The sequence below is a fragment of the Achromobacter sp. HZ01 genome (genome assembly GCF_003267925.1).
Lineage (GTDB): Bacteria > Pseudomonadota > Gammaproteobacteria > Burkholderiales > Burkholderiaceae_B > Achromobacter > Achromobacter pulmonis_A.
Genome location: NZ_LWKV01000002.1, coordinates 1,195,499 through 1,221,823, shown reverse-complemented (window position 1 = coordinate 1,221,823; position 26,325 = coordinate 1,195,499). Strand labels below are relative to the sequence as shown.

Annotated in this window: 23 protein-coding genes; 16 read left to right on the top strand and 7 right to left on the bottom strand. The window is 68.1% G+C overall.

The window, feature by feature from the left end:
- The first annotated feature begins 31 nt into the window (after positions 1–31).
- The 10 genes from A6B37_RS14640 to A6B37_RS14595 all read left to right on the top strand — a co-directional run bounded on the left by A6B37_RS14640 (position 32) and on the right by A6B37_RS14595 (position 16,442).
- A complete protein-coding gene (locus A6B37_RS14640) occupies positions 32–2,497 on the top strand; it encodes a TonB-dependent siderophore receptor (RefSeq protein WP_111826158.1) in 2,466 nt (821 codons plus the stop codon).
- 556 nt (positions 2,498–3,053) lie between these two features.
- Positions 3,054–4,313, top strand: a complete 1,260-nt coding sequence (locus A6B37_RS14635; RefSeq protein WP_111826157.1) for a nucleotide sugar dehydrogenase — start codon at positions 3,054–3,056, stop codon at positions 4,311–4,313.
- Between the two features lie 39 nt (positions 4,314–4,352).
- A complete protein-coding gene (locus tag A6B37_RS14630; protein ID WP_111826156.1) occupies positions 4,353–6,833 on the top strand; it encodes a hypothetical protein in 2,481 nt (826 codons plus the stop codon).
- The gene (locus A6B37_RS14625) at positions 6,830–8,887 is read left to right on the top strand and encodes a glycosyltransferase (RefSeq protein ID WP_111826155.1); all 2,058 of its coding nucleotides are present in this window, start codon (positions 6,830–6,832) and stop codon (positions 8,885–8,887) included. Before A6B37_RS14630 ends, A6B37_RS14625 begins: the two co-directional genes overlap by 4 nt.
- 42 nt (positions 8,888–8,929) lie before the next feature.
- Positions 8,930–10,090, top strand: a complete 1,161-nt coding sequence (locus A6B37_RS14620) for a polysaccharide biosynthesis/export family protein (protein ID WP_102773112.1) — start codon at positions 8,930–8,932, stop codon at positions 10,088–10,090.
- Between the two features lie 7 nt (positions 10,091–10,097).
- Complete coding sequence (locus A6B37_RS14615) at positions 10,098–11,435, top strand: ABC transporter permease (protein ID WP_102773113.1); 1,338 nt, start codon at positions 10,098–10,100, stop codon at positions 11,433–11,435.
- A 9-nt stretch (positions 11,436–11,444) separates the two neighbouring features.
- Positions 11,445–12,164: an ATPase gene (locus tag A6B37_RS14610; protein WP_102773114.1), complete on the top strand. Its 720-nt coding sequence runs from the start codon at positions 11,445–11,447 to the stop codon at positions 12,162–12,164.
- A gap of 121 nt (positions 12,165–12,285) precedes the next feature.
- On the top strand, positions 12,286–13,314 hold the full coding sequence (locus A6B37_RS14605; protein ID WP_168202219.1) for a sugar ABC transporter: 1,029 nt from the start codon (positions 12,286–12,288) through the stop codon (positions 13,312–13,314).
- On the top strand, positions 13,307–15,211 hold the full coding sequence (locus A6B37_RS14600; RefSeq protein WP_111826154.1) for a CDC27 family protein: 1,905 nt from the start codon (positions 13,307–13,309) through the stop codon (positions 15,209–15,211). Before A6B37_RS14605 ends, A6B37_RS14600 begins: the two co-directional genes overlap by 8 nt.
- Before the next feature lie 13 nt (positions 15,212–15,224).
- Positions 15,225–16,442, top strand: coding sequence for a polysaccharide lyase family 1 protein (locus A6B37_RS14595; protein ID WP_111826153.1), 1,218 nt, complete (start codon positions 15,225–15,227; stop codon positions 16,440–16,442).
- A gap of 45 nt (positions 16,443–16,487) precedes the next feature.
- Here A6B37_RS14595 and A6B37_RS14590 read toward each other — a convergent pair whose 3' ends face one another.
- The 3 genes from A6B37_RS14590 to A6B37_RS26335 all read right to left on the bottom strand — a co-directional run bounded on the left by A6B37_RS14590 (position 16,488) and on the right by A6B37_RS26335 (position 18,212).
- Positions 16,488–16,982, bottom strand: coding sequence for a DUF305 domain-containing protein (locus tag A6B37_RS14590; RefSeq protein WP_111826152.1), 495 nt, complete (start codon positions 16,980–16,982; stop codon positions 16,488–16,490).
- A 26-nt stretch (positions 16,983–17,008) separates the two neighbouring features.
- Positions 17,009–17,878, bottom strand: coding sequence for an alpha/beta hydrolase (locus A6B37_RS14585; RefSeq protein ID WP_111826151.1), 870 nt, complete (start codon positions 17,876–17,878; stop codon positions 17,009–17,011).
- Between the two features lie 109 nt (positions 17,879–17,987).
- On the bottom strand, positions 17,988–18,212 hold the full coding sequence (locus A6B37_RS26335) for a CrpP-related protein (RefSeq protein WP_111826150.1): 225 nt from the start codon (positions 18,210–18,212) through the stop codon (positions 17,988–17,990).
- A gap of 170 nt (positions 18,213–18,382) precedes the next feature.
- Here A6B37_RS26335 and A6B37_RS14575 point away from each other — a divergent pair, with 170 nt between their 5' ends.
- Entirely contained in the window at positions 18,383–19,186 is an 804-nt protein-coding gene (locus A6B37_RS14575) for a nucleotidyltransferase domain-containing protein (protein WP_111826149.1), read from the top strand.
- Between the two features lie 3 nt (positions 19,187–19,189).
- On the opposite strand, the gene A6B37_RS14570 is transcribed toward A6B37_RS14575, so the two are convergent.
- Positions 19,190–19,990, bottom strand: coding sequence for a LuxR C-terminal-related transcriptional regulator (locus A6B37_RS14570; RefSeq protein ID WP_102773123.1), 801 nt, complete (start codon positions 19,988–19,990; stop codon positions 19,190–19,192).
- A 150-nt stretch (positions 19,991–20,140) separates the two neighbouring features.
- Between A6B37_RS14570 and A6B37_RS14565 the strand changes: the two genes are divergently transcribed.
- The 5 genes from A6B37_RS14565 to A6B37_RS14545 are packed head-to-tail and all read left to right on the top strand — an operon-like array spanning position 20,141 to position 24,492.
- On the top strand, positions 20,141–21,730 hold the full coding sequence (locus tag A6B37_RS14565; RefSeq protein ID WP_111826148.1) for an FAD-dependent monooxygenase: 1,590 nt from the start codon (positions 20,141–20,143) through the stop codon (positions 21,728–21,730).
- Positions 21,730–21,930: a hypothetical protein gene (locus A6B37_RS14560; RefSeq protein ID WP_102773125.1), complete on the top strand. Its 201-nt coding sequence runs from the start codon at positions 21,730–21,732 to the stop codon at positions 21,928–21,930. The genes A6B37_RS14565 and A6B37_RS14560 overlap by 1 nt, the downstream gene beginning before the upstream one ends.
- A gap of 31 nt (positions 21,931–21,961) precedes the next feature.
- Positions 21,962–22,936: a tripartite tricarboxylate transporter substrate binding protein gene (locus tag A6B37_RS14555; protein ID WP_111826147.1), complete on the top strand. Its 975-nt coding sequence runs from the start codon at positions 21,962–21,964 to the stop codon at positions 22,934–22,936.
- An 18-nt stretch (positions 22,937–22,954) separates the two neighbouring features.
- Complete coding sequence (locus A6B37_RS14550) at positions 22,955–23,488, top strand: VOC family protein (protein WP_102773127.1); 534 nt, start codon at positions 22,955–22,957, stop codon at positions 23,486–23,488.
- A 17-nt stretch (positions 23,489–23,505) separates the two neighbouring features.
- The gene (locus tag A6B37_RS14545) at positions 23,506–24,492 is read left to right on the top strand and encodes a fumarylacetoacetate hydrolase family protein (RefSeq protein ID WP_210405806.1); all 987 of its coding nucleotides are present in this window, start codon (positions 23,506–23,508) and stop codon (positions 24,490–24,492) included.
- 39 nt (positions 24,493–24,531) lie between these two features.
- On the opposite strand, the gene A6B37_RS14540 is transcribed toward A6B37_RS14545, so the two are convergent.
- From A6B37_RS14540 to A6B37_RS14530, 3 genes are all read right to left on the bottom strand, one after another.
- The gene (locus A6B37_RS14540) at positions 24,532–24,750 is read right to left on the bottom strand and encodes a hypothetical protein (RefSeq protein WP_111826145.1); all 219 of its coding nucleotides are present in this window, start codon (positions 24,748–24,750) and stop codon (positions 24,532–24,534) included.
- Between the two features lie 30 nt (positions 24,751–24,780).
- Complete coding sequence (locus A6B37_RS14535; protein ID WP_111826144.1) at positions 24,781–25,002, bottom strand: hypothetical protein; 222 nt, start codon at positions 25,000–25,002, stop codon at positions 24,781–24,783.
- A gap of 230 nt (positions 25,003–25,232) precedes the next feature.
- Positions 25,233–26,321, bottom strand: a complete 1,089-nt coding sequence (locus A6B37_RS14530; RefSeq protein WP_111826143.1) for an HlyD family secretion protein — start codon at positions 26,319–26,321, stop codon at positions 25,233–25,235.
- Positions 26,322–26,325: the final 4 nt, after the last annotated feature.

Here is a 26,325-nt window from a genome sequence, read left to right as displayed (position 1 = left end):
CTTCAGTTCCACACCTGAAGGGTTCCACACCATGAAGCACCTACCTCGCCGACACGCGTTCCGCGGCATTCTGCATTGCGCGCTGACGCTGGGCGGCGCAGCGGCCGCCGCGCTGCCGGCCGCCGCCCTGGCGCAGGCCGCCGCGACGCTGGACGTTCCGGCCGGTCCGCTGGACGCGGCGCTCAACCGCTATGCGGCGCAGGCCGGCCTGGTGCTGGTCTACGACCCGGCCCTGATGCGTGGCCTGCGCAGCCCCGGGCTGCATGGCTCCTACCCGCCCGACGCCGCGCTGGCCGCGCTGTTGCGCGACACCGGCCTGATGGCGCGCCGAGGCGACGCCGGCCGCTACGCCATCGTGCGCGAGCCGGCGGGCGCGGCGCAGCTCGAAGCGGTCACCGTCGACGGCTACTCGCTGGGCGAAAGCAGCGAGGCGCTGGGCGGCTACGCCATACCGGCCAGCGCCACCGCCACCAAGCTCGACCTGTCGCTGCGCGAAACGCCGCAGACCGTCAGCGTCATGACGCGCCAGCGCATCGAGGACCAGAACCTCAACAGCGTCAGCGACGTGCTGCAGCAGGCGCCCGGCATCTCGGTGCAGAACATGGGCAGCGAGCGCTTCAACGTCTATTCGCGCGGCTATGCCATCGACCAGTACCAGCTCGACGGCGTGCCCACGGTGGTCGAGGTTGGCACGCAGGACGTCGCGCCCAGTTTGGCCGACACTGTGGTCTACGACCGCGTCGAGGTCCTGCGCGGCGCCGCCGGCCTGATGAGCGGCGTGGGCGAGCCGGCGGGCACGCTCAATTTCGTGCGCAAGCGCCCGACCACGCAGTTCCAGGGCCATGTCTCGGCGGGGGCCGGCTCCTGGGACCGGTTCCGGCTGGAGGCCGACGTGGCCGGCCCCTTGAACCCATCGGGCAGCGTGCGCGGTCGCGCCATCGCCGCGCAGCAGCGCGGCGGCAGCTTCATCGATTACTACCGCGAAAAAAAGGACGTGCTCTACGGCGTGATCGAGGCCGACCTGACCGCCACCACGCAACTGACCGCAGGCATCGACTACCAGCGCAAGCAGCCCACCGGCACGCTGGGCGGGCTGGGCACGCCGCTGTTCTACAGCACGGGAGAACAGGCGGACCTGCGCCGGTCGCGCAGCGTGGCGGCGCGCAACAACTTCTTCGACGTCGAAGCCGTGACGGTGTTCGGGTCGCTGCGCCAGGAACTGGGCGGCGGCTGGACCGGCAAGCTCTCCTTCAACCGGCTGGAAAGCCAGCGCGACTTCCAGACCGCGATGGCTTCCCTGACCGCCGGCTTCGCCAACCCCGTCACCGGCGCCGGCGTGCCGCTCTGGATTCAAGGCGGCAACAGCCGGCAGGTGCAGACCGGCCTGGACCTGCATCTCGAAGGGCCGTACACGCTGTTCGGGCGCGAACACCAACTGGTGGCCGGCGTGTCGTTCACCGAGTCGGACACCAAGTCGGACGTGATGCGCGACGTCAGCGGGGCGGCCGCGGCCAATCCGTTCAATCTCTACGGCTGGCGCAATCAGTCGGTGCATCCGGACCTGGTCAAGAACTACGACAACGACACCTATACGCGGGAAAGCGGCGCCTACCTGGCCACGCGGCTGCGTCCGACCGACAGGCTTTCGCTGATCGCCGGCGCCCGCGTCAGCAACTACAAATGGCACTACCAGCAGTTGTTCGCCGCGCCCGCCAGCCGGCCCTTCGACCAGGACATGCTGGCCGAGGAAAACGGCCGGGTCACGCCTTATGCCGGCGTGCTCTACGACCTGGACGACAGCTCCACGATCTACGCCAGCTATGCGTCGATCTACAAGCCGCAGTACTACCGCGACCGCAACGGCCGCATGCTGGACCCGCGCCAGGGCGAGAACATCGAACTGGGCTGGAAGGGCGAATTCGCCAATGGCCGGCTGGAGGCGTCGGCGGCCGTCTATGAAATCCGCCAGGACAACCTGGCGATCGCCGACGACGGCCAGATCGTGCCGGGCACCGACAACGTGGCGGCCTACCGCGCCGTGCCGGGCGCCAGGACCCGCGGCCTGGACCTGGAACTGACCGGTGAACTGAGTCCCGGCTGGCAGGTGTCCGCGTCCTATGCCTACAACCGCAGCGAGGATGCAGACGGCAAGCGCATCAAGACCGTCATGCCCGAACATCTGGTCAAGGTCTGGACCACGTACCGCCTGCCGGGCGACTGGAACCGCACGGTGGTGGGCGCCGGCGTGAACTGGCAGAGCAGGATCCATTACTCCGCCACGCCCTGGCAGCTCGGCCGCACGGTCACGGCGAGCCAGCCGGCCTACGCCGTGGTCAACCTGATGGCCAGCCACGAGTTCAGCCCATCGCTGACCGCGACGCTGAATCTGAACAACGTGTTCGACAAGAAGTATCTCGATAGCCTGGACACGACCTTCAACACCGGCTACTACGGCGCGCCGCGCAACGCCATGCTCAACCTGAAATACCGCTTCTAGGTCCTGCCGGATCCGCTTGCCCGAAGGCCCGCCTGCGCGCGGGCCTTTTTCATTCCGGCCGGCCCTGCGCGGCCGCGTCTTTATTTCTGAAATATTGCCGTGGTGGTGACTTGAATTTGAAGGGGTGACATTTCATTGGGTAATCAGCAAATAACCCCAGGTCAGCGCGCGCATGGTTTCAGCCAGATTAATCAAAATCAACAAAAACCAATTTCAATATTTACTAACAATATCCGGGCGCGATTATGTTGCCATTTATGTAATGGATGTAATCGTTTGAGGGATTTCCCGGGGTTTATTGCGACCGATCCGATTTATTTCCACAGCAATATAAATTTTTAGAAAGAAATTTGCTGTTCGGCCCATCTACGATTCGTGGGCTCGTCGCTCGGCAAGCTCAGCCGGGTATCTGGATGTAAACAATCTACAAGCAATACGCCCGTCCAAACACGAACGTATTTCGATGTCATGTCGATTGCTCGTCTTTGGATGTCAATTTCTAGTGTCGCACGACACGACGAAAACAGTGAGGTCCCCCGTGGTAAAGAGAATCGCAGTGTGTGGCCTTGGATATGTCGGCCTGCCGGTAGCAGTGGCATTTTCCAAGCGCTTTGATGTCATCGGTTTTGATGTGGACAAGCGGCGAATCGCGCGACTGAAAGAGGGTGATGACTGGACAGGCGAGATCGAACGCGATGCATTGCTTGCTTCCCCCATGCAGTTCACCCACCAGGTCTCGGAACTGGAAGGCTGCGATTTTTTCGTGGTCGCCGTGCCGACGCCCGTCGACGAACGCAATAACCCCGATTTTTCGCTGCTGGTGCGCGCCTGCCAGTCCATAGGCCCGGTGCTGCGCCCCGGATGCATCGTGGTCTTCGAGTCCACCGTCCATCCCGGCGCCACCGAGGAAATCTGCGGTCCCGAGCTGGAACGCGCCTCGGGTCTGCGCTGCGGCGTCGATTTCAAGCTGGGCTACAGCCCCGAACGCATCAACCCGGGCGACCGCGAACATCCGCTGGAGAAGATCGTCAAGATCGTGTCCGGCCAGGACGAGGCCTCGCTGGAAGTCATCGCCGGGGTCTACGAACAGATCATCGACGCCGGCGTGCACCGCGCTTCCTCCATCAAGGTGGCCGAGGCCGCCAAGGTGCTGGAGAACACGCAGCGCGACATCAACATTGCGCTGATGAACGAGATGTCCAAGATCTGCGACCTGGTCGGCATCCGCACGTCGGAAGTCCTGGCCGCCGCCGGCACCAAGTGGAACTTCCTGAAGTTCACCCCCGGCCTGGTGGGCGGGCACTGCATCGGCGTGGACCCGTACTACCTGACCTCCAAGGCGCAGGAGATGGGCTACCACCCCGAGGTCATCCTGTCGGGCCGCCGGATCAACGACGGCATGGCCAGCCACGTCGCTTCGCGCGTGGTCCAGACCCTGGCGCGCAACGGCCGCCTCGACGCCTCCACCCGCGTCGGCATCCTGGGCATGACGTTCAAGGAAAACGTGCCCGACATCCGCAATTCGAAGGTGGTGGATCTGTACAACGCCCTGGGCGCCTACGGCATCACGCCGACGGCGTGCGACCCGATGGTCGACGTCGAGCAGATGGAGCACGAGTACGGCATCAAGCTCGTGCCGCGCGAGGAGTTCCGCGACATGGACGTGCTGATCCTGGCGGTGCCGCACCGCGAAACCATGGAAACCATCTGGGAAGACCTGCCGACCCTGGTCAAGCGCGGCGGCATGGTCTGCGACCTGCGCTCGGTGCTCGACAGCAAGCGCCTTTCCTCCGACCTCTTGTACTGGACTCTTTAAGTTCGGGCTCGTCATCCATCACTACAGGAGAGACCCTGAATGGCTGCATTTACCATTGCTCCGATAGGCACCTGCCGCATCCACACGCCGCTGCGCGATGCGGTGGGGCGTTACCCGATCAAGCTGCAACTGGGGCGCAACTACGGCTTCGTGCACACCAGCACCGAGGCGCTGCAGCAGGCGCGCTTCATGTTCGGCGAACGCGACATCCCCACCGACGTCCAGCGCCTGATCTTCCGCCCGTCCAACGGCGAGCAGGCCCGCTACGGAACGCACAAGCCGGCCGACCTCTACATGGTCGAGCTGTCCTCGCGCAAGCTGCTGACCATCGACGGCTATCCCATCCAGTCCAACTACCTGGTGCGCTACTTCAGCGAGTTCTTCGCCGACCGCACGCGCACCCGCATGTTCTGGTCGCTGGCCCATCCCGACCGGCTGGAAGAGCGGCGCGCCCAGCTGGAGCAGGACGCGGTCTACAAGAGCCTGTCTGCCGAGGACGCCAGCCTGCTGGCCCGCATCGTCAAGCGCGACCTGCCCGACGAAGAGGTCGAGCAGGAAATGCAGCAGCTGGTCGACCTGCTGGGCAAGGACAAGGTGGTGTTCGTCACCCACGTCAACGCCCTGACGCCTGACAACGTGCCGATCGAACAGCGCCAGCAGCTGATCGCCGCGATGACCGCCGGCGCCGAACGCATCGGCGTGCCCTGCTACGATCCGACGCCGCTGATGAACAAGATCGGCCAGGCCGAGGCGATGGAGCACGGCGGGCTGGACCTGACGCACTACACCTCGGTCTTCGCCGAGCGCCTGGGCGCCGAATGGTTCAAGAACTACATGCGTCCGCGCATGGGCGCGTCCACCTCGCAGCCCACCGCGGCCAAGCTGAGCGCCGAGGACAGCGCCGAGCGCATCGAGAAGCTGTGGGATTCGGGCGAGCTGCGCGAAGCCTCGCGCCGCCTGCGCGATGTGCTGCGCCGTCATCCCGGCCTGCCCGACCACGTGCTGCTGTCGGCCCGCATCCAGGAAGAGCTGGGCGATTACGAAGGCTCGCTGGCGCTGCTGGGCAGCGCCGACGGTTCGGTCGCTTCCGGCAGCAAGGCCGAGCAGATCCTGATGCGCAATCATTTCAAGCTGGGCCGCCACGACCTGGCCTATCCGCTGGCCGCCGGCCTGCTGGGCGATGAAATCGAAACCCCCGAGATCGTGCGCACCGCCGCCGTCTGCGCTGGCCAGCTGGGCTATGCGGACGAGGCCCTGAGCAACTGGAAGCGGCTGTTCCGCATCTCCGCGCCGCAGGACGCCTGGGCGCTGGAGGCGGCCGACACGGTGCTGTCGCTGCTGCAGGCCAGCGGCGACATGGAGGCCGCGATCCGCTGGGTGCACGAGGTGCGCGCGGCCAATCCGTCCTACGGCCGCGGTTTCGCGGTGCTGTGGCGCGACCGGCTGGTGGCCGGCGACCGCGCGGGCCTGCGCGCCCTGGCGTCCGAGACGCCCGCGCTGGAGCCGATGGAAGCGCTGGAGCTGGTCAAGGAAGCCTCGTGGCGCGGCAGCATCATGGCGGCGGCCACGCTGGCGGTCTCTTGCGGCTTGAACGACAGCGAGAATGAAGAGATCCAGTCCTGGCTGCAGTCGCAGTCGCCGGTCTGGGCGGAAGAAGGCGCCCGCGCGCTGGAAGAGGGACGCCTGCGCGACGCGGCCGAACGCATCTGCGCGCATCGCCTGCTCAATCCCGAGGCGCTGACCGGGGTGCGCGCCCAGCGCGCGTTCGAGCGCGCCATGCGGCTGGGCGTGCGCGCCGCGCTGCTGGCGGGCAACCACAAGGAAGTCATGGACCTCACGGACATCGCCCTGGACACCCAGGCCGATTTCCCCGAGCTCGACGCCATGCGCGGCCGCGCCGCCGACGCGCTGGGCGACAAGCAGACCGCCATGCGTCATCTCCAGCGCGCCGCGGCCGCCGAATCCGCGCCGTTCAGCGCCAAGCTGTTCTTCGCGCGGGCGGCGTTCAATGGCGGGTGGTTCGGCGAAGCCATCGACGCCTACAAGGCGGTGCAGGCCCATGCCTCGGCCGACCAGGGCGCGAAGGAAGAAGCGGAGCGCCAGCTCGGCCGCCTCGGGCCGCGCGCGATCCGCGGCGCCCGCGAAATGCTGTCTGCCGGCGACCACCAGGGCGCCTGGACCCTGCTGGACCGGGTCGGCCGCTCGTGGCCGGAGATGACGGAAATCGACCACGAAAAGCGCCGCGTGCTGGCCGTGCTGTACGCCGAGGCGCGGGCGCTGGATTCGTCCAGCACCAATGAGCGCCTGGCGCTGGGCGAACGCATTCTGCAACTGGTTCCGGACGATCCCGTCGGCCTGCGCCTGGCCGCCGTCGGCGCCATGCGCCTGCACCGCTTCGAACAGGCCCTGCCGTACTGGCGCCTGCTCAAGGAACGTTCCGACAACCCGGCGCAGTTCGACCACTACATCCAGCGTTGCCTGGTGTGGATCGAAAAGGCCAATCGCAGGAAGGCGGCATGAACCCACCATTGATGACCGAACAGGAGGACCAGGCCTCCCAGCTCCAGCACGTCCAGGCGCAGCTCGAGGAAATAGTCGCGGCGTCGGGGCGGGTTCAACTGGCGCAGGAAAACCTGGTGCGCGCCCACGCGCTGGCGCGCGGCCACATGGCCGACTCGAAGGTGCGCTATCTGCTCTTGCGCCTGAAAGAGGCGGCCGGCCTGAACGAGGGCATGTCCGAGCAGTGGTCCACGCTGCTGAACGAATGCCCGGACGACCTGGAGATCGTGCGCTATTGCGCGACCCGGCTGGTGAAGGAACGGCACCTGGACGACGCGCTGGCGCTTGTCGACCGCCATCTGCCCGAGACCTCGAAAAGCCCGGCCCGGCTGTTCGCGCGCGCCAAGCTGCTCAGCGACATCCGCGCCCATGAGCAGTCCGACGCGCTGTTCCGCAGGCTGATCGCGCACTACCCGGATCGCAACATGCGCATCGAGTTCGCCAAGCGCCTGCGCAAGCGCGGCCTGGTGGCCGACGCGTTCGAGGCCATCGCGCCCGTGGCCGACCAGCTCGCGCCCGGCAGCAAGGCCGAGGAACTGGCCAGCGGACTGGCCAGCGACTACGCCTTCTACCAGGCCCTGGAGCCGGACCGCGAGCTCAGCGGCAAGGACGTCCGCATCATTTCGATGAAGCATGCGATCCTGCACTTCCGCGGCCGGGAGATTCCCGAGCAGTCGCCGGACAAGCCGGTGTCGGTTGCGCTGGTCACGGGCAGCCTGGGACCGGGCGGCGCCGAGCGGCAGTTGACGCGGCTGGCCAACGAGCTGACCCGCATGGCCGAGTCGCCCGAGCGCCGGCCGTCCTCGGTCGTGATGCGGCCTGAGAAAGTCGAAGTGATGGTCAAGCAGCACACCGAGCCCGCGGGCTCGCCCAAGAAGCAGGGCCTGGACTTCTTCCTGCCGGTGCTGACCAAGGCGCAGATTCCGGTCACGGAGATCAACAAGCTGCCCGCCGTCTCGGTGTCGCACCAGCAGGTGCCGGACGCCGGCCTGGGCCGCCTGCTGGAGCAGCTGCCGCCGCCGGTGCACTACGGCGTGACGCGGCTTGCGCCGGTGCTGCGCACCAATCCTTTCGACGTGGTCAGCCTGTGGCAGGACGGCACCTGCCTGTTCGGGGCGCTGGCGGCGCTGCTGGCCGGCGCGCCCACCATCCACCTGGTGTTCCGCGGGCTGCCGCCCAACATCCGCAAGGACCGCTTCCGCGAAGAATATCCCGAGCTGTACCAGGCCCTGGCCCAGGTGCCCGGCGTGTACTTCGTCAGCAACAGCCGCAAGGCCGCCGAGGCCTATGCGGAATGGCTGGGCATACCCATCGTGCGCTTTCACGTGCTGTACAACGGCGTGCCGGACCTGGCGACCGACGCTTCGGCGACGGACGAGGAAAAGTGGCGCGCCTTCCAGCAAAGCACGCCCGACGCCACCGAGACCATCGGCGGGGTGTTCCGGCTGGAGCCGGACAAGCGGCCGCAGCTCTGGATCAAGATGGCCGCGCAATACCTGAAGCGGCGGCCGCAGGCGCGCTTCGTCATCGTCGGCGACGGCCGCCTGCACGACAACATCGTGTCGCTGGCCGAGGAGCTGCGCGTGACCGACAGGCTGCTGCTGGTGGGCCTGTCCAACCACGTGGGCTACTGGTATTCGCAGATGGACACCAGCGTGCTGCTTTCGCGCTACGAGGGCCTGCCGAACGTGCTGATCGAGGCCCAGCTGCTGGGCGTGCCGGTGGTGTCGACACCGGCCGGCGGCGCGGGCGAGTGCTTCGTGGAGAACGTCACGGGCCATCTGCTCAGCGACGTCGAGCATCCGGACATGCACGAGGCCTGCGACAAGGTCGCCTCCATGGTGGACCTGGCGCGCAGCGACGCAACCATCAAGGAACAGAGCCGCCATCGCGCGCAGAAAGTGTTTTCGCTCGACGCCATGCTGCGCAAGTTCCTGAGCCTGTGCGTGCCGGTCATGCCGGTGTCCGAGAACGACGAGCGCATCGATTTCCCGATGCAGCGGATGCTGGCCTGAGTCCGCACCGATCCAACCGATGTCCTGGAGATAAAGGTAGTTATGCAAATGAACGTCCCGGCCTGGGGTCCGCGTAGAAAGGCGGCCCTGGCCATGCTGCTGCTTGCCACCGCGACGCTTGCGGGGTGCCAGCTGCCGCGTTCCGGGCCGATGCTGAGCGAGATGACGGGCGCCCACGACGACAAAGACGTCGTGGTGATGCCCGTCTCGCGCGAGCTCGCGCAGGCCAGCAGGGTGCCCGACGTGGCCGATTTTCCGGTGAGCTACCGCGATCTCACGCAGGCCGGGTTCGACCGCCTGGTTCCCGGCGACGGCATCAACGTGAAAGTGTGGGAGCGCGGCGGGCTGGGCGTGTTCGCGGCCGACCCGTCCGGCGTGAGCGACCTGGGCAACCAGGAAATCAATCGGCAGGGCTACGTCCAGTTCCCCATCCTGGGCAAGTTCCAGGCCGCCGGCATGACGCTCGCGCAGCTGCACGACGCCATCGTGGCGCGCCTGAGCAAGCTGGTCATGGGGGCCGACGTCAGCGTGACGCGCGCGGCCGACGCGCGCGGCCAGATGGTCACCCTGCAGGGCAACATGACCAAGCCCGGCATGTATCCCATCACCCAGACGTCGCAGCGCCTGAGCAGCGCGCTGGCGCAGGGCGCGCCGGTGCAGACCAATCCGGAGCAGCTGGTGATCAGCCTGCGCCGCGACAACCAGGTGGCCTCGGTGCGGCTGTCGGACATCTACCGCAACCAGAACAACGACATCCTGCTGCGTCCGGGCGACGTCATCACCGCCTACGACTCGCGCGAATACCTGACCGTGCTGGGCGCGGCCGGCAACCAGGGCCGCGTGGCCATCAGCAAGCGCAACTACAGCGTGCTGGACGCGCTGGCCGACGCCCGCGGCCTGGACGACAAGACGGCCGACCCGCGCTCGGTGTTCCTGTTCACGCCCGCCACCGCTGGCGTGGACGGCAAGCCGGACAAGCTGCCGGTGGTCTACCAGTTCGACATGACCCGGCCCGAGCAGGTGGCGCTGGCGCGCGAATTCACCGTGCACGAAGGCCAGGCCATCTATATTTCGGACGCGCCGTTCACGCAGGTGCAGAAGGTCCTGTCGGCATTCCGCGTCACCATGAGCGCCGGCTTCAGCGCCACGCGGGCGATCGACAGCGATTCGGGTTCCTCCAACTCGTCGGCCATCACCCAATAGCGTGTCGATGAGCAACGAGGACAGGATCAAGGGATGGCGCTCGCGCCGTAAAAGCAGCGACTACGCAGTAGGGTCCGGCGCCGCGGTCTGGCGCCTGGACCCGGCCGCGCTGTTCGAGGCCCAGGCCAAACCGGACGTGCTGCTCAAGCCGCTGCTGGCGCGGCTGCAGGGCGAGCCGCACGATTCGGTGGCGGCCCGGCGCGCGGTGTACGAGGCCGTGCAGGCCGAGCTGGACGCGGAGATCGGGCGCAGCAAGGTCGACGAGACGCTGGCCGACTTTTCGCGGCGCCGCCTGCGCATCATCGTGCGCCTGCTGGAGCAGGACATACGCGAGGGCGTGGAGGTGTTCGCGCCCGGCTACATGCCGGCCAGGCTGGTAGCCGAGGACGCGCGCCTGGCCGCGGCGCACGCGCGGCGCGTGGAGCGGCGCAAGCAGGACGAGGCGCGCGAGGCGCGCCGCCATGCCTCGCGCAACGACATCGCGATGGAGATCGAGCTGTCGCCCGACGAGGCCGGCGATCTCGCGACGCTGCGCGAGCGCCTGCAAGTGCTGCACGAAGCGCCGCAGCCGACGGCCGCGCGCGGCCGGCCGGTGGGACGCACGCTGCTGGCGATGGTCATCTACCAGCTGCACGTCATGCACGGCGAGAGCCGCATCGCGCTGCTGTGGGCGCTGGTCGGGCCCGTGGTGCTGCTGACGCTGATTTCGTCGCTGTACATCCTGATGGGCACGCACTTCATCATGGGCATGGACGTGCAGACCTTCTCGCTGCTGGGAGCCACCACCTGGATCATGTTCCGCCAGGTCATCTTCAGAAGCAGCGCGGCCTACGTGTCGGCCCGCGGGCTGCTGAATTTCCAGGGGGTGACGCCGCTGATGTGCGCGCTGGTGCAGGCGATGATCTATGTATCGGTGTACCTGGTGGTGTTCGCGGTGCTGATCAGCGCCGGCCATGCGCTGGAGCTGATCACGCTGCCGCAGAGCTGGGCGGGCTTCGTGCTGTACGTGGTGCTGATGGGATGCTGCGGCTCGGCCATGGGCCTGCTGTTCGGCTCGATCGCGACCTTCTGGCCGTTCTATCTGCGGCTGGCGCCGGTGATCGAGCGCTTCCTGCAGATCTTCGCGGCCGTGTTCTTCGTGTCGGAACAGCTGCCCGAGCAGCTGCGTCCGTGGATGCTGTGGTCTCCGTTCGCCCACGGCATGCAGCTGTTGCGCTCGGTCTATTTCGACGCCTACGAATCGCAGGACGCGAGCCTGGGCTACTTCCTGACGGCGCTGGTGTTCCTGTTCGTGGTCGCCCTGGCGGGCGAACGGCTGGCCCGCCCCAATGTCCAGCCGATGTGAGGCAAGACGATGATCCATCTCAATGGCGTGACCGACGAGCCTTATGCCTACGGAAGCCGGCAGCCGCTGCTGTCGCGCGCCACGCTCGACATTCCGGTGGGCCGCTACGCCCTGCTGTCGCCGGCGCCGGAAATGCACCGCCAGCTCGTGGACCTGCTGTGCAATCTGCGGCCGCCGCGCCAGGGCTTCGTCAAGCACGACGGCAACGTCTCGTGGGCGATAGGCCGCCAGGGCTTCATCCGCGGCAAGGCCAGCGGCCTGAGCATGATCGACTTCGTGTGCGAAATGTACGAACTGGACGCCGACGCCACCTACGAACTGGTCGCCGACCTGGTCAGCGACCCGAAGTTCCTGGCCAGGCCCATGGAGCACTGGCCGCTCTACGCGCGGCAGGAGTTTTCGTTCGCGCTGGCGCTGGCGCCGGCGTTCGACGTCTACGTGATCGAGGGGTCCATTCCTTTCGAACCCTGCCGTTTCACCCGGCTGTGGCTGGCGCTGTTCGAAGAGCGGCTGGTCGGCCGGACACTCATTTTCTCCAGTTACCGCCAGAACCAGCTGGCGGACTACTGCTACAAAGGCTTGATTTATGAACGAAGCGCCCTCCGCATCGAAGACGACCTCGACCAATGCCTCCAGAAGTACCCGCCGAGGCGATCAAGAGGCGACTCCGGCGGCGCAGGCGATGAGCTCCTCGCAGGAAACTTCGAGGAAAGCCAGTTCGGCTTCTGAAGGCGGTTCGGAGATCGCGCGCCGCCGCCGCGAGCGCGAGTCCGCGCTGCGCGAGCGCCGCCGCCACCGCTGGATCAACGCGGCCATCGTGGTCGCGCCGGTGGCGCTGGCGCTGGCCTACGTGCTGTTCGTCGCCACGCCGCGCTACGAGGCGGAGTCGCGCTTCTTCGTGCAGTCCGCCTCCGGCCAGCAGGGCGGCGGCGGGGCCGCCAGCCTGATCACCACGGGCAATATGGGCGGCATGCTGGGCGGCTTCGTCGACGGCTGGGCGGTCAGCGAGTTCCTCAAGTCGCGCGACTGCATGCGCCAGCTCGACCGCAAGGTGGGGCTGCGCCAGTTCCTGGCCAATTCCGGCCTGGACCCGCTGAACCGCCTGGACGAGGACTCCAGCGAGGACGAGCTGTACCGCGCCTACCGGGCCGCGGTGCACGTCTCGTTCAACGCGCTGGAGCAGATCGACGTGCTGCGGGTGAGCGCGTTCTCGCCGCAGCACGCCGAAACCCTGTCCAAGGAACTCATCGTCCTGGCCGAGGAGTTCGTCAGCTCCATGAACGAGAAAGGCGTGGCCGACAAGCTGAAGGTCAGCGAAGAGTCGGTCAGGCTGGCCGAGAAAGAGGCGCTGGCCGCGCGCGAAGCCCTGACGGCCTGGCGCACCTCGCACGGCAATATCGATCCGACCGCTACCGTGTCGATGCTGCTTAACCTGTCCAGCCAGCTCGAAACCGAGCTGAGCAGCGCGCAGACCAATCTCGACAAGATCCGCGCGCTGGGCAACAAGGACCACTTCATGCTCAAGCCGGCCGAACTCCAGGTGGCGTCGCTGAAGAAGCGGCTGAAATCGGTGCGCCAGCGCCTGAGCGGCCAGGGCAATACCGAGGCGCAGCAGCTCAAGTCGTACGAGGCGCTGCGTAACACCCAGGCCTTCGCGGATTCGAACCTGACCCTGGCGCAGCAGTCTTACCAGCAGGCGATGACCGACACGCTGCGCCTGCAGCGCTATCTGTCCATCATCGCCCAGCCGGTGCCCACGGACCGGCCCAGCAGCCCGCGCACCGGGATTCTGCTGCTGCAGGCGCTGGCGCTGGGCTTCGTATTGATGTTCATCGCCCGTGTCGCGATGGCTTTGCTGAGGGGATTGCGTCATGGCTGAAGCGCTTATCGAACAACGCCGCGCGCAGGCCGACGCCACGGCGCGGCTGCGCGGCGTCATCCAGGAAATCCTCGGCGCGGCTGATCCGGCGCAGGAAATGGCCCGGCTCGATCCGGCGCTGGCGCAGACGGGCGAGGGCTGGCGCGACGTGCGCCGGCTGCTGGTCGCGCCGCTGGTGCGCGAGCGCCGGCTGGAACCGGCCATCGCCGCGCTGGAGCGGCTGGCGGCCGCCTATCCGGCGCGCGCCGACGACCGCCGCCTGCTGGCCAGCCTGCTGGCGCGCACCGAGCAATGGGACCGCGCCATCGCCGAGGCCGACGCGGCCGCCGCGATCGAACCCGACACCGCGGCGCTGCATGCCGCCCGCATTCAGCTGCGCGTGCAGGCCGGCCGCAAGGCCGAGGCCGCCGAGGTGGCCCGCGCCACCGTGGGCCTGGCGCAGCGCGACGCCGACGAAACCTACTGGTGGCTGCTGGCTTTCGTGCGCAACGGCGACGCGGCCGAGGCCGCCCGCATCGCCGCGGCGCTGGACCCCGACCAGCTGCCGAACGAGCGCGTGGCCACCGTGGCCCTGCGCGCCCTGCTCGACGACGAACGGGTGGAAGCCGCCATCATGCTGGGCGAGGCGGCGCTGAAGGCGGGCCTCGACAGCGCGCCGCTGCGCACCTCGCTCGGGCTGGCGCTGCTGCGCCGCGGCGGCGAGGACGACCGCAAGACGCACGCGCCGGCGCATTTCGAGGCGGGCCTGCAGGCCGCGCCCGCCGACGTCAGGCTGCTGACGCTGTACGGCGAGACCCTGCTGCGCGCCGGGCGCTACAAGGAGGCCGTCGCGCCGCTCAAGCAGGCGCTGGACCTGGCGCCCGAGCTGGAGCAGACGCGCGCGCTGTACGCCCGCGCCCTGCGCTACACGCAGCAGTACGACGAGGCCGCCGACCAGATGCTGCATCTGGTGGAGAAATCGCCCGACAAGCAGATCTGGCAGCGCTCGGCCATCGGCGCGCTGTCGCAGGCGGGCCGCAAGCAGGAGGCCGAGGCGCTGTTCGAGCATTACGTCGCCCGCCGCAACCTGCAGCTGCCGCCCACCTTCGAGCAGGCCATGGCGCAGCTGGAGACGAAGCTCGACACCGCGCCGATTCCGCAGGCCCGGCTCGACTGGGCCTGGTCGCTGCGCGGCGACCAGAGCGTGGACCGCGCGCAATGGGAGCGCCGCGCGCGCTGGGGCCATCTGATGGACCATCTGCTGTTCGACTGGCTCGAATGCCGCGAGGACGACGTCGAGGACGCCATGCAGCTGCTGGGCGAACTCGACACCGGCGAGCGCTTTTTCGCGCCGCTGCTGGCGGCCGGCCGCGGCGTGGTGGTGGCCACCGCGCACGTGGGGCCGATGTACGCCGGTCTCATGGCGCTGGAGCTGCTGGGCATTCCGTCGCGCTGGCTGGCGACCGCGCCCAGCATCGCGCAGAGCAGCTATTCCGCCGCCCTGATCTCCACCGCCGACCAGACCGAGGCCCAGGTCGCCAAGGCCTGCATGCGCGCGCTCGGCTCGGGTTACGTGCTGTGCCTGGCGATAGACGGCGCGGCCAATCCGGCCGCCCCGCGCACCACCTTCGCGGGCCAGCAGGTCACCTACTCCGGTTTCGCCTCGCACCTCGCGCACCGCCTGGGCGTGCCTTCGGTGTTCTACGCGCCGCGCTGGGAGAACGGGCGCGTGGCCTATACGCTGGAGATGCTGCCTTCGGCCGCGCCCGGCGAGGACGCCGAGGCTTACGCGCAGCGCTGGCAGCAGGCCTATTTCGAACGGCTCAGGGAGCACCTGGCCGGCCCGCCGGAAGACCTGCGCCTGAGCGGCGGGATCTGGCGTCACGTCGCGGCCGCGGACCGATCGGCGCAACGATAGGGAGCGACACGCCATGAAGCCGATCTTGAGCGCAATGCGCGGCCTGCTGGTCCTGGCGCTGCTGTACGGCGGCACGGCCCAGGCCGCCGATTCCTGCGCGACGCCGGACGCGGACTGTCCGCTGGTCTCCGGGCTGCTGGCGCAGCGCGAAGGCTACGGCGCGCGCGCCACGGGCGGCCAGGGCGGACGCTGGATCGAGGTCACATCGGACCGGGACGCCGGGCCGGGCACGCTGCGCGCGGCGCTCGCGCAGGCCAAGAAGGGACCGGCGTGGATACGCTTCGCGTCCGACATGACCATCGTGCTGGAATCGCAGCTGCGCGTGCCGTCCGACGTCACCATAGACGGGCGCGGCAGGCGCGTGGCGCTGATCGACGACGGGCTGGGCGTGTACGGCAGCCGCAACGTCATCCTCACGCACCTGACCATAGACGGCCGCCTGAAGCGGCTGACGCAGGCGGTGAACGTGGCCAACGGCAGCCGCGACGTATGGGTCGACCATCTCGACCTGTCGCGCATGTCGGACCGGCTGCTGAACGTGAAGAACGGCTCGACCGACGTCACGATCTCGTGGACCAAGTTCCATGATTCCAACAAGGTCATGCTGCTCAACAACATCACCTCCAAGAACCTGTTCCAGAACTACGGCCGCGATTCGATAGCGCGGGTCACGCTGCACCACAACTACTTCTTCAACACCGTGCAGCGCAATCCGCGCGGGCAGTTCGGCACCTTCCACGTGTACAACAACCTGCTGGAGAACTGGGACTTCTATGGCATGAGCTTCAGCCTGGAGGCCAAGGCCCTGATCGAGGGCAACATCTTCAGCAACGATACGCGGCGCAAGTGCGTGGAGCCCGAGTTCTACCCCACGGTGGAAGGCGTCAACGTGAACTACTGCCGCTATATCCCCATCGCCTCCGAACGCAGCGCGCTGCCGAACGGCGAATCGGACCGCGGCGCGTACGAGCGGCGCAAGGCGCAACACGGCTACACGCAGGACCACAAGGCCTTTCTGCGGCTGAAGGACAATCTGTACCTGGGCGACGCCAAGCCGGTGCTGCAGGATTACCGCCCCGAGGCCGCGCCGACGCCGCCGTACTGCTACGGCTACGAGCGCGCCACGCCGGAGCTGGCAGAGAAGATCCGGCGCTACGCGGGCAATACCGGCGGCGATACGCCGTTGCCCGCAAGGCGCACCGGCGCGGATTGCGCCGACGCGCGGCGCTGAAGCAGGATTTCACTCTATCGGTATCCAGCGATGCCGGCGCCGCGTTCAACGGCCCGCATCGAGGCGCGCCGCGATGGCGTTCATCTGCTCGATCTCGCGCCGCTGCCCGGCGGCAATGTTCCTGCACAGCTCGATCAGTTCGGCGTCGGTCAGCGACGCCTGCCGGCACATGAGGATGGCGCCGGAATGGTGCGGGACCATCGAGGCGATGAACTGCCGGTCGTCGATCGCGGCCTGGCGGCGCGTGGCGGCGAACGACACGGCCGTCAGCACGAAGAACAGGCAGCCCAGCACGAGGTTCAGCGTCTTGCGCGGAAACATGCCGGGCATGGTCGCCAGCATGAAGATGCCCATGGGCGCCCACATGGTGACGGCCATGTAGAACATGTTCAGGTTGTTGCGGAAGTCGCGGCTGCCGTCGATCATCGAGAACATCACGAAGTACATGACGGCCAGGCCGAGCGCCATGTTGATCCAGAACTTCAGGTACGGACGGCCGGCGTGGCTGTCGTGGGCGGAATCGGTTGGGCTGTGCTTCATGGCTGGGGGTATCCGTCGGTGGCGGCCTACGGGTGCGACGCCAGCTCGCTCCAGCCGAATTCGGCGATGAAACCGGTGAGCAGGGCGGCGAGTTCGGCCGGCGCCTCGTCCGGGACGAAGTGGCCGGCGCGCGCGATGCGCGCCGTCTCGACCCGGGCAAAGCCCGCCTGCCGCAATCCGCTGGCATGGCTTTCGAGCGCGGCGGCGTCGTCGCCGCCCCGCACGTAAAGCAGGGGCACGGTGCAGGGGCCGGCGTCGGCGGCGTTGGCGGCGGCGTCTTCGTCGAACGCCCGATACCAGTCGAAGCCGGCGCTCAGGGCGTCGGGGCGCGCATAGGCGCGGCAATACGCCTGTCGGTTGCGCGCCGGCACGCCGCCCGCCGGGCCGCGCAGCGCCGTGTAGAAGAAATCGAAATACTCCGCGACGTGGTCGCGCACCAGTACTTCGGGCAGGTGTGGCACCCGGTGCAGGCCGAAATGCCATAGCGCCGGATCGGCGGCCACGTGCGTCCAGGGGGCTACGCCCGGCACCGACACGCCGATGATGGCGCCGCAGCTCAGCCGCGCGGGCTGCATGCGCATCAGCGCGTAGGCGATCATCCCGCCCACGTCGTGGCCGGCCACGCAGAACCGGTCGACCTGTAGGCGGTCGAGCGCTTGCAGCAGGATGGCGGCCAGGGCGCGCTTGTCGCCTCGCGGCGGACGTCCCGAAGAGGCGCCGACACCGGGCAGATCGGGCGCCAGTACCCGCAGGCCGCTCATGCGCGACATGGGCTCGAACCAGCAGCACGCGGATTGGGGCCATCCGTGCAGGGCCAGCAAGGTGGCGCCCTCGATTTTTCCGGAATCGTAGAAATGGACCGTCAGGTCGCCGACTTCGACATCGTGCTCGATCATGGCGCAGGCTCTTCAACAGCGGTGCCGGCGTGAGTCAGCAAGCGGCGTGCCGAAAGCCGCGCGCGCCCCGGCGAGGGCGCGCGTGCGGACGTATCGACGGGACGGGACACTAGGCGCCGCGCCGCCTGGCCGGCCGGCTGCGCGCCGGCGGCGGCCGGCGGATGCCGACCTCGGCTTTCCATCCGGCCTCCCAGGCTTCGACCTTGGCCCGCCATTTTTCGGGAGATTCGCCCGTGTGTCCGGGCATCGCATCCGCCCGGAAGTAGGGGCAGTCCCATAGGGTCAGCCCCTCGCGGGCGGCCCGCGCCCCTTGCTTTCGGATGTCGTCATACACCGCAGCACCTCCGTGGAAGTACAGGCCCGGGCTGGAAGTATGAAATTGACGGATATAAACCGCAATAGTATTGCCGCACGGGTATGCCGGGCAGCGCCGCCGCTATTGGGGACGCTTGCCCGCGGGGCGGCGGATTCGGTAACCTGGCCTGCCGGTTCGGAGGATTCGACATGGCAGACACGCTTCCCGCCCTGCACGGCGGGTTCCTGGAAAAAGTCCGCGCGGCGGTGGCGGCGGACCCGCGCATGATCGCGCTGCTGGTCGGAGGCTCGTATATCCACGGCGGCCTGGACCCGTATTCGGACCTGGACTTCGTCATCGTCTGCGACGACGCCAGCTATGACGACGTCATGGCCTCGCGCCTGGCGTTCGCCGAGCGCATCGGCGGGCTGCTGTCCGCGTTTACCGGCGAGCACGTGGGCGAGCCCCGGCTGCTGATCTGCCTGTATGGCCCGGAACTGCTGCACGTGGACCTGAAGTTCGTGACCGCGGCGGAGCTGCAGCGGCGGGTGGAGCGGCCGGCCGTGCTGTTCGCGCGCGACCGCCAGTGGATCGAGGCGCGGCTGGAGGCCGCGGCGATCGCATGGCCGGCCGCCACGCCCGAATGGTTCGAGCGCAGGGCATGGATCTGGCTGCATTACGGCGCCGCCAAGCTGGCGCGCGGCGAATTGTTCGAAGCCATCGGCATCCTGGGCCTGCTGCGCGACCAGGTGTTGGGGCCCATGCTGCACCGCCGGGCCGGCGGGCCGCAGCGCGGCGTCAGGAAGATCGAGAGGCTGCCGCCGCCGGCCAGCGCGCGGCTGGCGGCCACCGTGGCCGCGCATGAGCGCGAGTCCGTGCGCGCGGCGCTGCTGGCCGCGATCGCGCTTTACGTCGACTTGCGAAGCGACGCGCCGCCGCGTGATCCCGTGCAGGCGATGCCGGACGCACTGCTCGATTACGTGAACCGGCACGCGCCGCCGGCGGCGCCATAGCCGCTATCGGTAGTGCTTGCGGCGCGCAGGCGGGCTGCGCATCAGCGCAAACAGCTCGCCCAGCGTGCCCACGCCCAGGTGCCGGAAAGCCCGGTAGCGGTACGTGGCCGCCGTGGTCTGCGCGATGCCGATGCGCGCGGCGGCCTCTTTGGTCGTCAGGCCGTCCAGGATGTGGGCGACCATCTGGCGCTCGCGATACGACAGCGTGGAAATGAGTTCCTGTTCCGAGGCGCGGGGCGTGAGCGATTGCGGAAACAGCGTCACGTGCCGCAGCACCGCGGCCGCCAGGATCGGCGCCTGCAGCGACAGCCAGTGCATGTCGGCCACGCTGTAGTCGGGATATGAATGGTTGCGGTACAGGCTGAGCGAGATCCGGTAGCCGTCGGGAAAGACCGACAGCAGCGACAGGCGCTCGCGGATGCCGGGCACGTCGTAGCAAAGCTGGCGGTAGCGCGCGTGGGTCACGTCGCTGGCGAACTGGTGCCCCATCCAGAACTGGCGTTCGCGGCCCGGCTTGCGCTTGGACAGCCACAGCGTGTTTGAGTCGAGCTGGTCGAAGCCCATCTGCATGTAGTCCACCGCCGTGATGGTGGCGATCTGGCCGATGGCGCTGGCGCTGGACAGCGCCTCCATGCGGCCGTTGCTCTTGAGCCCGAAGATGGTGCAGTGGCTGGCCGGCACGAAGTCTTCCAGGGATTCCAGCACCTGCGTGGCGAATGCGTGCGAGCCGATGGCTTCGATCAGGCGCAGGGCGAGCTGCGGACTGGCCGAAGCGGCGTTCGAGGACAGGCGGGTGACTTTCATGCTCGGGCTAGTACGTCGTATTTTTGTATGACATTTTAAGCGGCGGCAAGCCAGATAATTGTTCGACATCAATGTACGAAAAACCAGGGCTTGCCAATCGTGCCGCTTACACATATCGGACCTTTCACGTATCAACGCTATGCGCCGCGGATGCCTGCCGGCCTGGCCGGGCGCGACGAGCCCGGCCGGCACCCGGTGCTGATCGCGGGCGGCGGCCCGGTGGGCATGGCCGTCGCCCTCGGGCTGGCCCGCCGGGGTGTGGGCAGCGTGGTGATCGAGGCCGACGATTCCGTCTGCGAGGGCAGCCGCGCCGCCTGTATCTCCCGGCGCAGCCTGGAGATCCTGGACCGGCTGGGCGTGGTCGCGCGCTTCATGGAGAAGGGCCTGGCCTGGACCCGCGGGCGCAGCTTCTATGGCGACCGGGAGGTCTTCCGCTTCGATATGCCCACGGGCGAGGCGGACAAGTTCCCGCCCATGATCAACCTGCAGCAGTACTACATCGAGCAGTACCTGCTGGACGAGATCGCCGCGGTGAACCGGAAGCGGCCGGGCACCATCGACTTCCGCTGGCAGAGCAGGATCACCGCGGTGCGGCAGGAGGCGGACGGGGTGGCCGTGACCGTCAGCAACCCCCTGGGCGACTACGACGCCCGGGCGGACTGGCTGGTGGCCTGCGACGGCGGCCAGAGCTTCGTGCGCAACAGCCTGGGCCTGGAACTCAAAGGCGTGGGATACCAGGGGCGCTACGCCATCGTCGACATCGAGCTGCCCAGCAAGTCGCCCACCGAGCGCCGGGCCTGGTTCGATCCGCCCTGGGCGCGGGGCACCACGATACTGATGCACCGCCAGCCGGACGACATCTGGCGCGTCGATTACCAGCTGGCCGCCGGGCAGGACGCGGCCCAGGTGATGGAGCCCGCGCAGATCCGGGCGTTCGTGCAGAACCACCTGGACGCGATCGGCGAAGGCCACCTGCCGTGGACGCCGGTCTGGACTTCGATCTACCGCGCCGGCGCCATGACGCTGGACAGCTACCGCCACGGCAGCATCCTGTTCGCCGGCAACTCGGCCCACGCCATGCCGATCTTCGGCGTGCGCGGCCTGAATTCCGGCTTCGACGACGCCGACAACCTGGCCTGGAAACTGGCCGCGCGCATCCGCGGGCAGGCCGGCGACGCGCTGCTGGACAGCTATAGCCAGGAGCGCATCGAGGCGTTTCACGTCAACGCGGCCAGCGCCATGCGCAGCACCGAATTCATGTCGCCGCCGCACCGCGGCTTCGAGCTGATGCGCGAGGCCGCGCTGTCGCTGGCGGGCGCGCATCCGGGCATCGCGCGGCTGATCAACCCGCGCCAGACGCACGCCATCCACTACCAGTCCTCGGCGTTGTCGGCGGCAAGCGATGCGTTCGAGGCCGGTCCGCCGCCCGGCGCGCCGCTGGATGACGCGCCGGTGCGAGACGGCGTTTTCGTCACGGATCTGCTGGCCGGCGACGCGTTCACGCTGCTGTGCTTCGGGCCCGAGCCGATGGCGCTGGCGCGGGACGCCGGCGCCGTGCCCTGTCGCGCGGTGGCGGCGCCGGCCTCCAGCCCCGCCGCGCGCGCCTATGGCGCAACCGAAGGAACCGCCTATCTCGTCCGGCCCGACGGCCATGTCTGTGCGCGCTGGCGGCGCGCCGACGCCGCCAGGGTGCAGGCCGCCATTGCCCAAGCATGCCAAATCCAGAGGAGTCCGTCGTGATGTTCGACGCCGCAGCGCAGGACCGCGTCTATACCTATTGCAGCAACGCGATCGGCCAGGCCGGCCGGGAGCGCGAGTCGCTGTTCCTGTCCAGGCTGGCCCTGCTGCTGTTCGAGCGGCTCGGCGACGAGGCGGCCTGCAAGGCCGCCATCGACGCCGCCTTGAAAGACCTGCCGCAGCCGTCGCTGTCGGCAGGCTGAGTCCAAGAAAAACACCGGGGGAGAACCATCCATGAATCGTCGTCACGTACTCAAGCTGCTCGCCGCCAGCGCCCTGGCGGGGCCGGCCTGCGCCGCCGCCCAGAGCGCCTATCCGGACCGCCTCATCAAGTGGGTGGTGCCTTATCCGGCCGGCGGCGGCACCGACAACCTGGCGCGCGCGCTGGCCGAAAGCATGCGGCCCAAGCTGGGCCAGCAGCTCATGATCGACAACCGGCCGGGCGCCTCGACCAATATCGGCGCCGACCTGGTGGCCCGGTCCAAGCCTGACGGCTACACCATCATGTCGGCCGACAACGCGCTGCTGTTCTTCAACGAGCACCTGTTCAAGAAGCTTGCGTTCAGCCCCGAGAACGACTTCACGTACGTCGGCGCCATTGGCCGCTTTCCGCTGCTGCTGGTGGTCCATCCCGACTTCCCGGCGCGCAGCCTGGCCGAGTTCCTGGCCTATGTGCGCGCCAACCCGGGCAAGGTCGACTTCGCCTCGGTCAGCAACGGCTCGCCGCATCACCTGGCCATGGAACTGTTCAAGAGCCGCACCGGTACGGACCTGACGCACGTGCCCTTCGCGGGCGCCGCGCCCGCCATACAGAGCCTGCTGGGCAACCACGTGCCCGTCATGTTCCTGGATCTCGCGTCCGGCATTTCCTACATCAAGTCCGGACGGGTGCGCGCGCTGGCCATCGGCACCGCGCAGCGTTCGGCCGCCGTGCCGGACGTGCCTACGCTGGCGGAGCAGGGCGTCAGCGACGTCGAGGTCTTCGCCCTGCAAGGCGTGCTGGGTCCGGCCGGCATGCCGGCCGAGGTCGTCGCGCTGCTGAACCGGCAGCTCAACGCGGCGCTGGCCGATCCGAACGTGCTGCAGCGCTTCAGCGATTTCGGCTTCGAGCCGCTGCCCAGCACGCCCGAAAAATTCAAGGCCCTGGCCCGCGCGGAGTCCCTCAAATGGGGGGCGGTCATCCGCCAGGCCAACATCGTTCTGGACTGATCCAGAAAGGAGTACGACATGAACTCGCCCCGTCCCGTACACGGTCTGCACCACTTCGCCTGGCGCTGCAAGAACGCCGAGGAAACCCGTCACTTCTACGAAGACATCCTGGGCCTGCCGCTGGTGCACGTCATCAAGAAGGACCATGTGCCCAGCACGGGCGACTATTGCCCGTACGTTCACATCTTCTTCCGCATGGCCGACGGCTCGCACATCGCCTTCTTCGACCTGGGCGACGACACCGCCGCGCTGCCTTCGCCCAACACGCCGTCCTGGGTCAACCACATGGCGCTGCGCGTCGACAGCATGGAGGACCTGGTGGCGATGAAGGCCAGGCTGGAAGCGCACGGCATCGAGGTGCTGGGCGTGACCGACCACGACGGCTACATCGAATCCGTCTACTTCTTCGATCCCAACGGCTTCCGCCTGGAGCTGACGGTGGAGGTGGCGCCGGCCGAGGTCGTCGCCGGCTTCGCCAAGACCGCCCACCAGACGCTGCGCGCATGGACCGACACCCAATCCGGCCGGACCGCCGGCAAAGGAATGCAATGACGCTGCCCAACCTGCCTTTGCGTCTGGCGACGCGCAAGAACGGCGCCCGCGACGGCCAGCTGATGCTGGTCGACGCGGCCGGCCAGCGCTGGACGGCCGCGCAGGCCGCTCCGACGCTGCAAGCGCTGCTGGATGATTTCGACGCGCTCGCGCCGCGGCTGCTCGCGCAAAGCGAGGCGCTGGACGCGGCCGGCTGGGCCGGCGCGCCGGCCTTCGAGGTGGCCGCCTGCATGGCGCCGCTGCCGCGCGCCTACCAGTGGGCCGACGCGTCCGTCTACCGCAATCACGCGCGCCTGATCTATCAATGGCGCAAGGAGCCCATTCCGCCGCGCTATGAAACCGAGCCGCTGGTCTACCAGGGCGGCTCCGACGTCATGCTGGGCGCCCAGGACGACATCGAGGCCGTCGACGAGGCGCACCAGATCGACCTCGAAGCCGAGGTCGCCGTCATCACCAAGGACGTGCCCATGGGCGTCAGCGTCGAGCAGGCCGAGCAATGCATCGCGCTGGTGGTGCTGCTCAACGACGTGTCCCTGCGCGGCCTGATTCCCGACGAACTGTCCAAGGGTTTCGGCTTCTACCAGAGCAAGCCCGCCACCAGCTTCGCGCCCATCGCGCTCACGCCGGCGGCGCTGGGCGCGCTGTGGAAAGACAGCATGCCCAACTTCCGCGTCCACATCTCGATCAACGGCGTGGCCTTCGGCCAGCCCCATTCGAACGTGGAGACCATCTTCAACTTCTCGCAGGTCATCGCGCACCTGGCCCGCACGCGGGCGCTGGGCGCGGGCAGCATCATCGGCCTGGGCACCATCAGCAACGAGGACCCGGCCGCCGGCAGCGCCTGCATCACTGAGGCCCGCGTGCGCCAGATCCTGGACGGCGCGCCGGAACAAGACCTGCGCCCCTACCTGCGGCACGGGGACCGGGTCCGTATCGAGGCGCTGGACGGCAGGCAATCGCTGTTCGGCGCCATCGACCAGGCGGTGAAGGTGCGCGGCCGCTGAGGCCGGCGGCAGACGCGGCGCGGGGCAGGCCCCGCGCCGCTATATTTTCAGGCGCCGCGCGTTGAGTTCCTCGGCCGTGTGCTTCACGCCGCTCATGGCGGCATGTTCATTGGCGAACACGCGATCGCCCGTGCCGATCTGCGTCCAGCTCTTGTGGGGCGAGGTGCGCACCCACACGTTCCAGCCCGGCCGCAACGAGACTTCGCACAGCTTGTACTCGAGACGGTAACCGTTGAGACTGATGACTCCGGTTCTCATTGTTTTTCCTCCTGTACGGCGCCCCGCCCGTCAAAGGCCGGCCCGCGCGCGGCGCGGACTGCGGGCCTCCAAAGGGCTGAGGTGCTTGCCACTGCTGCCGTGGACCCGGGTCACTTCATAGACCTCGAGCCCATCGTCCATCCACCTGCGGACTTCGCTGATCACATCGGTGAAGACGGGCCTGGGACCGTCCAGAATCCAGCCGATGATGAGCGCCTGTTTGTCGTGTTCCTGTTCACTGGCCCTGTGCATTTCTTCTTTCCTTTTTTTGGCAGCTTCAGGGCCAGCCTAGTCAGGCAAATAACCAGGCGCTATTAGAAAATCGCTTCAAATCCGACATTGTGTATGGGCGGGCCTTGGGGCCTACGGCGATTGCGGGGAAAACGCTGAAAATTGTCCTCACATGATTTGGTGAAAGTTTCGGTTCCAGTACTTGGAACACGCCACAGATACGCCGATATCCGGCCCGCAGGGGCTTCGAATCAGTCGGAATACGAGGTAGCGCCGCGCGCGGCGACCTTGTGGCCGGCGGCCGGCTCGGCGGACACGTCTATCTCGGGTTCGACCGACATGCCCACGCGCAGGCGCGCGGCCTGCGGCTGGTCCGCGTCCAGGCGTATGCGGGCGGTCAGGCGCTGCACGATCTTGGTGAAGTTGCCGGTGGCGTTCTGCGGGCCCAGCGGGGCATAGCTGGCGTTGCTGGCCGGCGCGAGGCTGTCGACGGTGCCGCGCAGCGTGACGCCGGGCAACGCGTCCACGCGGATCTTCACCGGCTGGCCGGGGCGCACGCGCGCGAGCTGGGTTTCGCGGTAATTGGCTTCGATGTAGACCGCGTCCAGCGGCACGATCGCGGCCACGGGCTTGCCCGTGGCGATGAAGGCCCCCACGCGCAGCGCGCGCTGGCCCACGGTGCCCGCGATCGGGGCGGTGATGCGCGTATACGAGAGATTCAGTTCCGCGGCGGCCTCTTCGGCCTTCGTCTGCGCCAGCGCGGCCCGCGCCTTGCGCAGTTCGGCGCGCAGGATGTCGAGCTGGCGCAGCGCGGCCTGATGGGCGGCCCGGTCCTTTTCCAGATTGGCGCCGTGGATGGTGGCCTGGGCCTGCGCGCGCTGCAGCGCCTGCACGGTGCCGGCGCCGTCCGCCGCCAGATTGCGGTAGCGCGCCAGATCGGCCCGGGCCAGGCGCAGGGATGCGCTGTCGGCCGTGACGGTGGCCTGCGCCCGCTCGATCTCGTTTTCCTGGCGGGCGATCTGGGCGTCCAGGCTGTCGATCACGGCCTGCGCGCTGGAGACCCTGGCGCGGGCGTGCTCCAGCGCGATGGCGAAGTCGCGGTCATCGATCACCGCCAGCAGCTGTCCCGGCTCCACGCGCTGGTTGTCTTCGACCAGCACTTCGGCGACGCGGCCCGAAACCTGCGGCGCGACCTGGGTGAAGTCGGCGCGCACGTAGGCGTAGTCGGTCGATTGCAGGTCCGACGCGCTTTCCGGACGGTTGATGTAGAAAAGCGCGGCGACGACGGTGACGGCGAGCAGGGCGCCGACGGCGGTCTTGCCGGTCTTGAGCTGAGGCATAGGT

Coding starts and splice junctions, on each gene's coding strand:
- A6B37_RS14575 (WP_111826149.1), top strand. CDS start 18,383: ATGGCAGACACGCTTCCCGCCCTGCACGGCGGGTTCCTGGAAAAAGTC.
- A6B37_RS14540 (WP_111826145.1), bottom strand. CDS start 24,750: ATGAGAACCGGAGTCATCAGTCTCAACGGTTACCGTCTCGAGTACAAG.
- A6B37_RS14640 (WP_111826158.1), top strand. CDS start 32: ATGAAGCACCTACCTCGCCGACACGCGTTCCGCGGCATTCTGCATTGC.
- A6B37_RS14610 (WP_102773114.1), top strand. CDS start 11,445: ATGATCCATCTCAATGGCGTGACCGACGAGCCTTATGCCTACGGAAGC.
- A6B37_RS14625 (WP_111826155.1), top strand. CDS start 6,830: ATGAACCCACCATTGATGACCGAACAGGAGGACCAGGCCTCCCAGCTC.
- A6B37_RS14560 (WP_102773125.1), top strand. CDS start 21,730: ATGTTCGACGCCGCAGCGCAGGACCGCGTCTATACCTATTGCAGCAAC.
- A6B37_RS14585 (WP_111826151.1), bottom strand. CDS start 17,878: ATGATCGAGCACGATGTCGAAGTCGGCGACCTGACGGTCCATTTCTAC.
- A6B37_RS14620 (WP_102773112.1), top strand. CDS start 8,930: ATGCAAATGAACGTCCCGGCCTGGGGTCCGCGTAGAAAGGCGGCCCTG.
- A6B37_RS14590 (WP_111826152.1), bottom strand. CDS start 16,982: ATGAAGCACAGCCCAACCGATTCCGCCCACGACAGCCACGCCGGCCGT.
- A6B37_RS14535 (WP_111826144.1), bottom strand. CDS start 25,002: ATGCACAGGGCCAGTGAACAGGAACACGACAAACAGGCGCTCATCATC.
- A6B37_RS14550 (WP_102773127.1), top strand. CDS start 22,955: ATGAACTCGCCCCGTCCCGTACACGGTCTGCACCACTTCGCCTGGCGC.
- A6B37_RS14530 (WP_111826143.1), bottom strand. CDS start 26,321: ATGCCTCAGCTCAAGACCGGCAAGACCGCCGTCGGCGCCCTGCTCGCC.
- A6B37_RS14595 (WP_111826153.1), top strand. CDS start 15,225: ATGAAGCCGATCTTGAGCGCAATGCGCGGCCTGCTGGTCCTGGCGCTG.
- A6B37_RS14630 (WP_111826156.1), top strand. CDS start 4,353: ATGGCTGCATTTACCATTGCTCCGATAGGCACCTGCCGCATCCACACG.
- A6B37_RS14600 (WP_111826154.1), top strand. CDS start 13,307: ATGGCTGAAGCGCTTATCGAACAACGCCGCGCGCAGGCCGACGCCACG.
- A6B37_RS14555 (WP_111826147.1), top strand. CDS start 21,962: ATGAATCGTCGTCACGTACTCAAGCTGCTCGCCGCCAGCGCCCTGGCG.
- A6B37_RS14565 (WP_111826148.1), top strand. CDS start 20,141: ATGCCTGCCGGCCTGGCCGGGCGCGACGAGCCCGGCCGGCACCCGGTG.
- A6B37_RS14570 (WP_102773123.1), bottom strand. CDS start 19,990: ATGAAAGTCACCCGCCTGTCCTCGAACGCCGCTTCGGCCAGTCCGCAG.
- A6B37_RS14615 (WP_102773113.1), top strand. CDS start 10,098: ATGAGCAACGAGGACAGGATCAAGGGATGGCGCTCGCGCCGTAAAAGC.